The organism is Pseudactinotalea sp. Z1732 (genome assembly GCF_049724975.1).
Taxonomy (GTDB): Bacteria; Actinomycetota; Actinomycetes; order Actinomycetales; family Beutenbergiaceae; genus CALKWS01.
In genome coordinates, this window is sequence record NZ_JBMPQC010000006.1 from 184,192 (window position 1) to 196,451 (window position 12,260).

Sequence of the window (12,260 nt, forward strand, 5' to 3'; positions counted from 1 at the left end):
CTCACCCCGCTCTCTCTAGTTCAGATCCGATTGGCCGGCCCGCGTGACGCGGTACTGCAGGAAGGTGACCACCATCAGGATCACCAGCAACGCAACGCTCAGCGCGGAGGCGTAGCCGAAGTCGAACTGGCCGAAAGCCATGTCGTAGATGTAGTACTGCAGCACCCTGCTCGCATCGACCGGGCCTCCGGCAGTGGTCACCGAGACGGTGTCGAACACCTGGAACGAGCCGATCACGGTGATGATCAGCACCAGTCCCAGGATCGGCCGCAGCAACGGCATCGTGATGGAGAAGAAGGACCGCACCTCCCCCGCGCCGTCCACCCGGGCGGCCTCGTACAGGTTCTGCGGGATGGTCTGGAGGCCGGCGAAGATCAGCAGCGCGGTGTAGCCCATGTGCCGCCAGATGTTGACTGCGGCGATGGTCGGAATTACCCAGGTCTCGGAGTTGAAGAATGCCACCGGGTCGAACCCGATCGCGGTCAGGATCCGGTTACCGATGCCGAGTTGGAAGTCCAGGATCCACAGGAACACCAGCGCCGCCACCACGTTGGAGACCAGGAACGGGGTCAGCACCAGCGAACGCAGCAGGGTGGACTGGGTGAGCCGCTGCATCAGGACCGCGATCAGCAGGGCCAGCACCGTCTGGAACCCGATGTTGAGGATCACATAGTAGATGGTGACCCGCACGGCGTTCCAGAACACCGGGTCGGCGAACATCCGGGTGAAGTTGTCCAGCCCGATGAACTCCGCCGGGGACAGCAGGTCCCAGGAGGTCATCGACAACCACAGGCCGCGAAGCAGCGGCCAGAAGTAGAAGGTCAACAACCCGACCGTCGCGGGGAAGATGAACACCAGCGCCAGTCGCAGGTCCGATCTCGGCTTGTTGCGGACTGGCCGAGTCTCGGTGTGCACGACCACCACACGACTCCTTCGGCGTTGCTGAACTGCTGGTTCACCGATTCAAGCAGGTCACGGGGAGCGCGACAAGCGCGACACCCCGGCCAATGGAGGGACAAGACCTCGGATGTCTGCGCGGAATCGGGCCGGTCAGCCCACCACCCGCCCTCGCCGGATCACCGCTGTGGGATGGGCCAACACCCCGATGTCTGCGCGTGGATCCGCCGGATAGACAACCAGATCGGCCGGTGCCCCCTCGGCGATGCCGGGGCGGCCAAGGTAGGCACGTGCCGCCCAGCTCGCAGCGGCCAGCACGTCGACGGCCGGCACGCCGGCCCGGGCCATCTCCGCGCACTCCTGCGCGATCAACCCGTGCGCCAGGGTGCCACCGGCATCGGTGCCGACCAGCAGCGGGACCCCCGCCTCATACAGGTCGCGTACGTGCTGGTACCTGCGGGCGTGCATCGCCCGCATCCGCTGGGCGAAGGCGGGGAACTTGGCCGCACCCTGATCGGCGATCTTGTCGAAGGTCCCCACCTGAAGCAGCGTGGGCACCACCGGGATCCGCCGCTGCGCGGCACTGGCGATCTGGCTCGCGCTCATCCCGGTGCCGTGCTCGATGCAGTCGACCCCGGCGGCCAGGATCGGGTCGATCGTCTCAGTCGCGAAGGTGTGCACGGTGACACGGGCACCTTCTGCGTGCGCCGACTCCACGCCGCGCGCCAGCTGCTCATCGGGCCACAACGGTTCCAGGTCCGCGGCCGATCCCCTGGCCCGGTCGATCCAGTCCCCCACGACCTTGACCCAGCCGTCCCCGGCACGGGCCTGCACGGCCATCGCACCGGGCAACTCGTCCACGGACTCCAGTTCGATGGCGAAGTAGCGCAGGTACCGCTTCGGACGGGCCAGGTGTCGGCCGGCGCGGATGATCTCGGGAACATCGTCGCGGTCCGCGAGCCACCGGGTGTCCACCGGCGATCCGGCATCGCGGACGAGCAGCGTGCCCGCGGCCAGATCCGCGCGCGCTTGCGCCAGGGCGGTCGACTCCTCCACCTCGCCCAGCGGGCCGAGACCGACGTGGCAGTGCACGTCCACCAGGCCGGGCACCGCCCAACCCTCGATGATCCGGTCGGCGGAGCCGGCGTCGTCGAGCCGCAGCACGCCGTCGGCAATGCCGACCTGCCCTACCGACCGCGCGCCGTCCAGGATCACCTCACCCCGGACGATCACGTCCATCTAGCCGCTCCGCACCCGGTCCGCACCGAACCCGGCCGGTGCAGGTGCCGAAGGGCAGGACCGGTCCGCTCCGGCGTACGGCACAGCCATCAGCGGCCCAGGAACTTCTCGAACCCCGGCGGCAGACTCAGCGAGTCGGGATCGACCTCATCGGTCGTGGCCCCCACCCCGAAGGAGGAGCCGGACTTGGCCTTTGCGGCGCGCTCGGCCGCCTCGCGTTCCTGCCGGGCACGCTTGGCCGGATTGCCCGACTTGCCCTTCTTGCGGTTCTTCGGGGGGGGCTGCATGCGGCCCTTGGACTTCTTTCCCGCACCGGGCATCCCGCCCATTCCGGGCATCCCACCCATCCCGGGTAGCCCTCCGGGGCCGCCACGTCCCCCGCTGCGGGCCATCGAACGCATCATCGTCTTGGCCTGGTCGAACCGCTCCACCATCTGGTTCACCTCGGTGACGGTGGTGCCCGAACCGCGAGCGATGCGGGAACGGCGCGAACCATTGAGGATCTTGGGGTTGGCGCGCTCGGCCGGAGTCATCGACTGGACGATCGCCTCGACGTGAACCACGTCGCGCTCATCGAAATTCTCCAGTTGCTCGCGCATCTGGCCCATCCCGGGCAGCATGCCGAGCATCTTCTTCATCGAGCCCAACTGCTTCATCTGCTGCATCTGGCTGAGGAAGTCGTCGAGGGTGAAGTCACCGTCGCCGGAGAGCTTCTCAGCGATCTCGGCGGCCTGGCGCTCGTCGAAGGCCTTCTCGGCCTGCTCGATCAGCGTGAGGACGTCACCCATGTCCAGAATGCGGGAGGCCATCCGGTCGGGGTGGAAGCGCTCGAAGTCGGTGAGTTTCTCGCCGGTGGAGGCAAACAGCACCGGCTTGCCGGTGACGGTGCGGATCGACAGCGCAGCACCACCGCGGGTGTCGCCGTCGAGTTTGGCGAGCACCACACCGGTGAAGCCGACCCCTTCGGCGAACGCCTGGGCGGTGGTGACCGCGTCCTGCCCGATCATCGCATCGACCACGAACAGGGTCTCGTCGGGCTGCACCGCATCGCGGATATCGGCGGCCTGGCCCATCATCTCGGTGTCCACACCGAGGCGTCCGGCGGTGTCGACGATGACCACGTCGTGGTGCTTGTCCCGGGCCCGGGCGACGCCGGAGCGCGCCACCTCAACCGGGTCACCGACGCCGTTGCCCGGCTCGGGGGCCCAGACCGGCACGCCGGCCTGGCCACCCACGATCTGCAACTGGTTCACCGCGTTCGGACGCTGCAGGTCCGAGGCCACCAGGAGTGGGGTGTGACCCTGTTCGCGCAGCCACCGGCCGAGTTTCCCGGCGAGCGTGGTCTTTCCCGCACCTTGCAGACCGGCGAGCATGATCACCGTGGGCGGGTGCTTGGCCAGGCTCAGTTCGCGCGACTCACCGCCCAGTATCTCCACGAGTTCGGCGTGCACGATCTTGACGATCTGCTGCGCCGGGTTGAGTGCCTCGGAGACCTCGACGCCCCCGGCCTGTTCCCGCACAGCGGCGGTGAAGGCACGGACCGCCGGGACCGCCACATCCGCGTCGAGCAACGCGCGCCGGATCTGGGCCACGGTGGTCTCGATATCGGACTCGGACAGCCGGCCCTTGCCACGCAGGGACTTGAACGTGGCGCTGAGCCGATCGGAGAGACTGGCGAACACTGGCACTTCCTCGGTTGACCTGTGGGAGCGGGCTCTGGTCAGGATAACGCGCCGGCCCACTCCTCTGAGCGAGGCGCCGCTGGTGCCCACCGGGCTCGGTCGGCACAGCCCGCCCGGCGCCCTTGGTCAGGAGCGGGGCTCGCCGGCCACTTCCGCGACGCCCTCGAGCAGGTTCTCCAGCGCCTCGGCGAACTCCTCGGCGTCGTTGCGCGGCGCGCTGAGCAGGGTGGCGATCGAGGCGATGGTGGGATAGTCGGTCAACGCCTGCGCATCCGGTCCCGGCGCCGAAGGCTCCGGCCCCTGATTCTGCCGGGCTTCCTGTGCGGCGGTCAGGAGCAGGTGGCCGAGCAGGAAACTGGCGAAGGTGCGGTAGACCACCGCCACCTGATCCTCGTCGAACCCCGCCCCGAGCAGGGTGGAGAGGAACTCCTCGACCACCTCCAGATTGCGCAGCGGCGGACGCAGCCAGGGCGCGGCCGGGTGCCGGGTGGCGACGAGTGGGAACAGGTTCGGATGACGCAGGGCCAGGTCGCGCATCTGGTGCGCCAGCCGCCACAGGTACGCCCGCCACCCTCCCGCGGAATCGACGTCGGCGCTGGCGGCCGACTCCACCATGCCCGACACCTCGTCGACCATCGCGTCGAGCAGGTCCTCCCTGCCGTCGACGTAGCGGTACAGGGCCATCGCCTCCACGCCGATCTCCGCACCCAGGCGCCGCATGCTGAGCGCACCGACCCCCTCGGCGTCGACCAGGGCGATGGCGGTCTCGATGATCTGGGCACGCGTCAGGCCCCCGCGCGCGTCCGAACCGGAGCCGTGGTCCTCGGGACCGCCGTCAGTTGCTGTGGAGCCCATGGCGCCGGCCGGGGCGCCATCGTCCGCGCGCTCGGCATCCGTATCGGCCATGACAACTCCTTGATCAGCCCTGGGCGTGAGGGCCCATTGTGGCATCCGGGGCAGACCCCGTCCTGCCGAGAGGTTTGGTGCCCGCACTCCCCTGGTCACCGACGCTCTCCGCGCCCAGCGGGAATGGCAACCCGCCCCCGGGACCGTCCGCTCGGGGAAGTTCCCGATGCGTGGTCGTAGCCACTTTCGCATTTACACTGTAAACTCCGGCTGAATGCGTACCATGAGGACCACGAGAAGACACGAGGCCATTATGACAGCCACGGGGAAAGTCCTGCCATCGGCCGGCGAACCCGGTTCGGTCGCCGTGCTGACGTCATCGAACCGCTCCCGTCTTGTGCTCGCCGGTGAAATCGACATCGCCGTCGAGGCCGAACTGGCGGAAGCCATCGGTGAGTTGCTCTCCCTGGGACTCCCAGTGGATATCGATGCCCGCAACATCAGATTCATGGACTCCTCGGCGCTGTCCGGGATCGCGAGGCTGAGCAGCCAGCTCGGGCACCGGCCGCGGATGATCTGCCCGCCCGAGTCGGTACTCTTCCTCCTCGACGTCACCAGGGTCGCCGAGGACGTGGACGTCGTGGATCAGGACCCGGGCTTCGGGGAGGACGCCACGCAGGTCCGCGTTTCGCGGGATTGACGGCCATTCGCGCCTCGGCGCGCCGCAGACGTCGGCCATAACGCCGGAGGGGGCTCCGCGCCTGCGTGGCACGGAGCCCACCTCCGCCGATGCCGGGGCCGTCTCCGGCTCGGGCGGTTAGTTCGTCGGGACGATTCCCTCGTACGCGCTCTCGGCGTGTTCGAGCAGGTCGATTCCGGAGAGCTCCCCCTCCTCGGGTACCCGCCATCCCATGGTGGCCTTGAGAGTGAGGCCGATGACCGCCGTGACGACCCCTGAGAACACGATCGCAACGAGCACCACCAGGGCCTGGACGAGGAGCAGGCTGGGCCCACCGCCGTAGAAGATGCCACCGTCGGTCGCCAGGAACCCGATCATCAGTGTTCCAATGAGCCCGCCGACAAGGTGGACACCGACCACGTCGAGTGAATCGTCGTAGCCCAGCGCGTACTTCAGGCCGACGGCCAGCGCACACGCGGTGCCGGCGGCAAGGCCCAGCACGATCGCCCCGACCGGGCTCAGCGACCCGGCTGCGGGGGTGATCGCGACCAGACCCGCGACGATGGCCGATGCGACACCCAGGGCGGTCGGCTTGCCCTGCCGGATCTTGTCCACCACCATCCAGCCGCAGACCGCCGCGGCGGTAGCCACGGTGGTGTTCACCCAGGCCAGACCCGCCTCACCGTTGGTTCCATAGGCAGAGCCGGCGTTGAAACCGAACCAGCCGAACCACAGCAGCGCAGCACCCAGCATCACGAAGGGCAGGTTGTGTGGCCGGATCACCTCGGTCTTGAAACCCCGGCGCACGCCGATGATGAGCGCGAGCACCAGTCCGGCCACGCCGGCGTTGATGTGCACCACGGTGCCTCCGGCGAAGTCGATCGGTTCGGCGATGCTCGCGAACGGACCATCCTCGGAGAGCAGGCCGCCGCCCCAGACCATGTGGGCCATGGGGAAGTAGGCCAAGGTGACCCACAGGCCGGCGAACACCAGCCAGGTTCCGAACTTGACGCGGTCGGCGATCGATCCGGCGATCAGTGCGGTGGTGATCATCGCGAAGGTGACCTGGAATCCCACGTCGACAAGCGTCGGAATCGCCTGGCCGGTCTCCTCATTGACCACCGTGAGTTCGGCGAAACTGCCCCCCAGGCCGAACTGGTCCAACGGGTTGCCCACGACGCCACCGAGGGAGGCGCCGTAGGACATCGACCATCCCCACAGGACGTAGATGACCCCGATCACGGCCATCGCGCCGAAGCACATCATCATCATGTTCAACACGGACTTGGAGCGGGCCATACCGCCGTAGAACAGTGACAAGCCGGGGGTCATCAGCAGTACCAAGGATGCCGAGACGAGCATCCAGGCGCTGATACCGGTATCGATGAACGGTTCCATTCGCTTCTCTCCCAACGCCAGCCCGGGCGGCTGGTCCGCGCTAAATCGTCGAGGGAAACTTATGGTGTTGTCAAGACTTTGAATTTACTTTCTATATATCTTCGAATGGGCTGGACTTGGCTGCCATGGGCGGCAAGAATGGTGCTCGACTATGCTGGATCCGGCTCAGGTCAGGAGCGCATCCACGAACTCCTCGGCATCGAAGGGCGCCAGATCGTCCGGCCCCTCTCCCAGACCGACCAGTTTGACCGGAACTCCCAGTTCACGCTGTACCGCGACCACGATGCCGCCCTTGGCGGTGCCATCCAGCTTGGTCAGCACGATGCCGGTGACGTCGACCACCTCGGCGAACACCTGCGCCTGTCGCATCCCGTTCTGGCCGGTGGTGGCGTCCAGGACCAGCAGTACCTCGGCCACCGGAGCCGATCGGGAGACCACCCGCTTGATCTTGCCGAGTTCGTCCATCAGTCCGGACTTGTTCTGCAACCTGCCGGCGGTGTCGATCATGACCACATCGGCCCCCGCCTCGCGGCCGGCGCGCACCGCGTCAAAGGCGACCGAGGCAGGATCGGCTCCCTCGCGGTCCGAGCGGATCACCGGCACGCCCACGCGATCTCCCCAGGTGCTCAGCTGCTCGGCGGCGGCGGCCCGGAAGGTGTCGGCGGCGCCGAGATAGACGTCTCGGTCCTCGGCGACGAGCAGCCGGGCGAGTTTACCGATCGTGGTGGTCTTCCCGGTGCCGTTGACGCCCACCACCAGGATCGTGGCCGGGTGGGGTTCACCGTCGTCTCCTAGGCCGGCGTCGATACTCAGGCTCCGGTCCATCTCCGGGTCCACGATGTTCAGCAGTTCGGCGCGCAGAATGGCTCGAACCTGCTCGGGTTCCTGGGCCGCATCGACCCGAGCCCGGGTGCGCAGCGCCGCCATCAGGTCATCGGTGGGTCCGGCACCGACGTCGGCCAGGAGCAGCGTCTCCTCGATCTCCTCCCAGTCGGCCTCGGTCAGGGAGTCCTTGGACAACAGGTTCAACAAGGTGGAGCCCAGGGTTCCGGAGCGCGCGAGCCGGCTGCGCAACCGGGCCATCCGGCTTCCGGCCGCCTCCGGCCGGTCCAGCACCGGTTGGGCAGGTTCGGTCACCGTCGCTTCGGGCTCGACCGTCCCGGTCGCGGTCGGGGGTGCGCTATCGACGTCGGTGCCGCCGCCCGTGGGCTCAGCGTCCTCCGGTTCAGCCTCGGGCGGTCGCGCCGGTGGCGCCTCCTGCTCGCCCTCAGGTGCGGTCGGGGCACCGCCACGGCGGCGGCCCACCGCCACCAGGGACAGGCCCAGCACCACGAGGGCGAGCAGGCCGAGGAGCAGATACAACCAGATGTTCTCGATCACGAGATCCAGTGTGGACCACCGAAGCCACTACCGGCCAACCGCAGCGCAGGGGGACGCGTCGGTGCCGCCGGGCCCCGGGGCGTGGGTCGGAGCGGTCACCCCCGAGCGTGGGCGCAGCCGGGATCAGTCCCGGCCGCGGTGGCGGCGCAGCATTTCACGCAGGTCCGGAGCCTCCTCGTACCCGTTGCCCTGCTCGGCCAGCGCGGCGAGGTCCTGGACCAGGAGTTCCTCGCCTTCATCCTCCGACAGGACCCAGCCGGGTCCGCCGGTGTTGCGCACGGCCGTGAACGCCTCGGCGACCCAGGCCCGGTATCCGCCGTCCGGTGCGTGTGCGCGCAAGAGCACCACCGCCACCAGGGTGGCGATGAACGTGCTGAGCACGACGACGGCGACTACTTCCCACACGCTGTCGATTATCACACCGCGTCGCCCATCCGGGGACGTGTGGGGCAGCGTGTCGCGAGCGTATTGCCGTGACGAGCAGCACACCGTGACCCGGGCCTACTGCTCCTCGCGCAGCCGCTGGGAGATCACCTGGGTCACTCCGTCCCCGCGCATCGTCACCCCGTAGAGTGCGTCGCCGACCTCCATGGTCCGCTTCTGGTGGGTGACCACGATCAACTGGGAGTCCTGGCGGAGTTCGGTGAAGATCTCCAGCAGCCGGCCAAGGTTCACATCGTCCAGGGCGGCTTCGACCTCGTCCATCACGTAGAACGGACTCGGCCGGGCCTTGAAGATCGCGATCAGCAGCGCCACTGCGGTCAGCGACCGTTCCCCGCCCGAGAGCAGTGAGAGCCGGTTGATCTTCTTGCCCGGGGGCTGGGCCTGCACCTCGATGCCGGTGGTGAGCATGTCGTCCGGATCGGTCAGCACCAACGCACCCTTGCCGCCGGGGAAGAGCCGGGCGAAGACCTGCTCGAACTGCACGGCGGTGTCGTGGTAGGCAGCGGTGAAGACGTGCTCCACCCGTTCGTCGATCTGGGCGACGATCTGCATCAGGTCGGCCTTGGACTTCTTCAGGTCGGCGAGCTGCTCGGCCAGGAACTGGTGACGCTCCTCCAACGCGGCGTGCTCCTCCAGGGCCAGCGGGTTCACCTTGCCCAACAGGCTGAGGGCCCGCTGGGCGGCCTTGTACCGCTTCTCCTGCTCGGCCCGCACATAGGGGCGCGGCTCCTCGGCGTCGGCATGCTCGCCGTCGGCGGCCGCCGTACCCGGTGCAGGGACCGGTGGTACCAACTGGTCCGGCCCGTACTCGGATGCCAGTACCTGAGGGTCCAGGCCCAGTTCCTCCACCGCACGTTGCTCGAGCTGTTCGATCCGCAACTTCTGCTGGGCGCGGGCCACCTCGTCGCGATGTACCACATCGGTCAGCTCGCTGTGCCGTGCGCTGAGTTGCTCCAGCTCTTCGCGCACAGCCCGAAGGGCCTGCTCCCGCTCTTCCCGAGCGGCCTCTGCCTGCTCACGGCGCTCGGCGGCCAGGGACAGGGAGTGCTCCAGGTGCTGCAGCGCCGTCTCGGCGGCCGCGTGCACCTCGGTGGCGATCGCTGCCTGCACCGCACGACGCCGCGCCCGCTCCCGGGCCACCTCACGGGCGTGCCGTTCCGCAGCCGCGGCTCCCTCCAGGGACTCGGCTCGGGCGGTGACGGCGCGGACGCGTTCCTCGACGGTGCGCAGGGCAAGGCGCGCCTCGGTCTCCAGGCCGCGTGCTTGCGTCGCGGCCTCGGCGGTGCGATCGCGCTGTGCGGTCGCACCCTCCAGATCGGTCGCCTGCTCCTCCGGTTCGGCTTGCGCCCGCTCGAGCCGCTCGGCGAGTTCGGCCAGTTCGGCGCCCACCTGCTCCTTGGTGAGTTCGGCCGTCTCGATCGCCGGCCGGATCCGATCGGCTTCGGCGCCGGCCGCGCGCATGGCGGCCTGGAACTGCCCGAGTTTCTCGGCCACGGCCGCCAACTGGGCGTCGGACTCGTGCAGGTCGGCCAGGGTGGCGTCGACCCGCTCCTGCGCGGTCTGCACCTCCTCGCGTGCCGGACCCAGGGCGAACCGGACCTGCTCCGCCCGTCCCACCGCTTCCTGCAGGTTCTGCTCGGCCTCGTCACGCGCAGCGTGCAGTTCCAGCACCGAAGGGCCCCCGGGTGAGCCGCCCCGGATCTGGGTGCGCGCCACCACATCACCATCCAGGGTGACCGCCATGACGTCATGGGCACCGACCACCCGGCGGGCCTGGGCCAGATCCTCCACCACCACCACACCGGCGAGTAGCCGGGCGATAGTGGGTCCCAGCGTCTCGTCGGCGGAGACCAGATCGTTGGCCCACTTCCCGGCGGGCGCCGCTGCGACCGCGGGCTCGCCGTCACCGGGTCCGCCGGCCACCACCAGGCGTGCCTGGCCGGAGTCATTGCTGCGCACCAGCCGGACCGCGTCCACCCCGGCGGCCACCGACTCCACCGCGGCGGCATCGGCCAAGGGCCCCAAGGCAGCCGCGATCGCGTTCTCGTACCCGCTGGCCACGGTGATCAGATCGGCCAGCGAGCCCAGCAACCCGGCGGGCCCGTCCGCACCGAGCAGCGTCCCGGTGCCGTCCTTACGGTCCATCGACAGGTCCAGTGCGTCCCGCCGGGCGGCCCAGGTGGACCTGGCCGACTCCGCCTCACGTTCGGCCTCGGTCAGTTCGACGACCTTCGCCTGTGCCGCCTCCTGGGTCTCCAGGGCCGCCTCATGGGCGGCATCCAGTCCGACCTCACCCTCCTGGGCCCCGACCACGGTCTGCTCCAGCTCGACGTAACCGGAGCGGGCCTCCTCCTGGCGGGCTTCAGCCGAGCGCAGGTCCTCACGCAGGCGCGCCAGTTCGGACTCGATCCCCTCCAGGCGGCTCCGCCGGGCGCCGACCTGCCCGGTCAGCCGGGCCAGCCCCTCGCGCCGATCGGCCACGCCCCGGTGCACACCGGCCAGTTCCCGCTCCGCCGTGGCGGCGGCCTCCTCGGCCTCCTTTCGCGCGGCCTGCGCATCGGCCAGACCCTGCTGGGCCTGCTCCCGCTCCGCGGTCAGTTCGGCTTCGGCCTCCCGGGTGCGCTGGGCCTGGGCCTCAAGGTCGTCGGGATCCTGACCCTCCTGCGGCGCCGCCGCCGATCCCAGCAGCCGGGTGCGCTCGGCCGCCAGCGTGGCGGTGCCTCGGAGCCGCTCGCGCAGACCGGACAGCCGGTACCAGGTCTCGGTGGTCTCACTCAGCCGGGGTGCGGCTGCGGCGGCCTCCGCCTCCAAGTGAGCCAGCCGCCGTCGTCGGTCCTGCTGTGCCTGCTCGACCTGCTCCCGCTCGGTGCGCAGCGCCGTCTCGTCCGCGATCTCCGCCGCGAGCGCCGAGGAGAGCTGGACCAGATCGTCGGCCAGCAGCCGGGCGCGGGCGTCGCGCAGATCCACCTGCACCACCTGGGCCCGGCGCGCCACATCGGCCTGCTTGGCCAGTGGCCCCAGCTGCCGCCGGATCTCCGCCGACAGGTCGCTGACCCGGGCCAGGTTCGCCGACATGGTGTCGAGTTTGCGCAGGGCGCGTTCCTTGCGCTTGCGGTGCTTGAGGATGCCGGCCGCCTCCTCGATGAAGTGCCGGCGTTCCTCCGGTCCGGCCTGCAGTACCGAGTCCAACCGCCCCTGTCCCACGATCACGTGCATCTCCCGGCCCATACCGGTGTCGGAGAGCAGGTCCTGGATATCCAGCAATCGGCAGGGGGTGTTGTTGATCGCGTACTCCGAGGCGCCACCGGAGAACAGGGTGCGCGAGATCGTCACCTCCGAGTACTCGATCGGCAGCACACCGTCGGAGTTGTCGATCGTCAGGGACACCTCGGCCCGGCCCAACGGCGGACGCTTGGAGGTGCCGGCGAAGATCACATCGGCCATCGCCCCACCGCGCAAGGACTTCGCGCCCTGCTCCCCCATCACCCAGGCCAGCGCATCGACCACGTTGGACTTCCCGGACCCGTTCGGGCCGACCACGCAGGTGATCCCGGGCTCGAAGTGCAACGTGGTCGCCGAGGCGAAGGACTTGAACCCACGCAGCGTCAACGTCTTCAGGTGCACGTCGGTCACTCTAGCCGTGCCGGTGGTGACCTTCGTGGCGCACGCGCGCGAACGTCCGGGCCCGTGTGGCA

Annotated in this window: 9 protein-coding genes; 1 reads left to right on the forward strand and 8 read right to left on the reverse strand. The window is 69.2% G+C overall.

The window, feature by feature from the left end:
• Nucleotides 1–15 precede the first annotated feature (15 nt).
• From ACPL7H_RS12885 to ACPL7H_RS12900, 4 genes are all read right to left on the reverse strand, one after another.
• Nucleotides 16–915 carry a carbohydrate ABC transporter permease gene (locus tag ACPL7H_RS12885; RefSeq protein ID WP_424797285.1) on the reverse strand — a complete coding sequence of 300 codons (900 nt, stop codon included), beginning with the start codon at nucleotides 913–915 and terminating at the stop codon, nucleotides 16–18.
• A 135-nt stretch (nucleotides 916–1,050) separates the two neighbouring features.
• Nucleotides 1,051–2,136, reverse strand: a complete 1,086-nt coding sequence (locus tag ACPL7H_RS12890; protein WP_424797286.1) for an amidohydrolase family protein — start codon at nucleotides 2,134–2,136, stop codon at nucleotides 1,051–1,053.
• Nucleotides 2,137–2,225: 89 nt separating this feature from the next.
• Nucleotides 2,226–3,818 (reverse strand): signal recognition particle protein, encoded by a 1,593-nt coding sequence (ffh, locus tag ACPL7H_RS12895; protein ID WP_424797287.1) that lies wholly within the window; start codon nucleotides 3,816–3,818, stop codon nucleotides 2,226–2,228.
• Nucleotides 3,819–3,944: 126 nt separating this feature from the next.
• Nucleotides 3,945–4,724 (reverse strand): TetR/AcrR family transcriptional regulator, encoded by a 780-nt coding sequence (locus tag ACPL7H_RS12900; protein WP_424797288.1) that lies wholly within the window; start codon nucleotides 4,722–4,724, stop codon nucleotides 3,945–3,947.
• 253 nt (nucleotides 4,725–4,977) lie between these two features.
• On the opposite strand from ACPL7H_RS12900, the gene ACPL7H_RS12905 reads away from it, so the two are divergent.
• Entirely contained in the window at nucleotides 4,978–5,364 is a 387-nt protein-coding gene (locus tag ACPL7H_RS12905; protein WP_424797289.1) for an STAS domain-containing protein, read from the forward strand.
• 117 nt (nucleotides 5,365–5,481) lie between these two features.
• On the opposite strand, the gene ACPL7H_RS12910 is transcribed toward ACPL7H_RS12905, so the two are convergent.
• The 4 genes from ACPL7H_RS12910 to smc all read right to left on the reverse strand — a co-directional run bounded on the left by ACPL7H_RS12910 (nucleotide 5,482) and on the right by smc (nucleotide 12,189).
• A complete protein-coding gene (locus ACPL7H_RS12910) occupies nucleotides 5,482–6,741 on the reverse strand; it encodes an ammonium transporter (RefSeq protein WP_424797290.1) in 1,260 nt (419 codons plus the stop codon).
• 165 nt (nucleotides 6,742–6,906) lie between these two features.
• A complete protein-coding gene (gene ftsY, locus ACPL7H_RS12915) occupies nucleotides 6,907–8,121 on the reverse strand; it encodes a signal recognition particle-docking protein FtsY (protein ID WP_424797291.1) in 1,215 nt (404 codons plus the stop codon).
• Nucleotides 8,122–8,244: 123 nt separating this feature from the next.
• Nucleotides 8,245–8,526, reverse strand: coding sequence for a hypothetical protein (locus tag ACPL7H_RS12920; protein ID WP_424797292.1), 282 nt, complete (start codon nucleotides 8,524–8,526; stop codon nucleotides 8,245–8,247).
• Nucleotides 8,527–8,622: 96 nt separating this feature from the next.
• Nucleotides 8,623–12,189: a chromosome segregation protein SMC gene (gene smc / locus ACPL7H_RS12925; RefSeq protein WP_424797293.1), complete on the reverse strand. Its 3,567-nt coding sequence runs from the start codon at nucleotides 12,187–12,189 to the stop codon at nucleotides 8,623–8,625.
• Nucleotides 12,190–12,260 lie beyond the last annotated feature (71 nt).

Excerpts from the sequence above, each read along its gene's own strand:
- ACPL7H_RS12910 (WP_424797290.1), bottom strand. The coding sequence starts at position 6,741 with ATGGAACCGTTCATCGATACCGGTATCAGCGCCTGGATGCTCGTCTCG.
- ACPL7H_RS12905 (WP_424797289.1), top strand. The coding sequence starts at position 4,978 with ATGACAGCCACGGGGAAAGTCCTGCCATCGGCCGGCGAACCCGGTTCG.
- ACPL7H_RS12890 (WP_424797286.1), bottom strand. The coding sequence starts at position 2,136 with ATGGACGTGATCGTCCGGGGTGAGGTGATCCTGGACGGCGCGCGGTCG.
- ACPL7H_RS12900 (WP_424797288.1), bottom strand. The coding sequence starts at position 4,724 with ATGGCCGATACGGATGCCGAGCGCGCGGACGATGGCGCCCCGGCCGGC.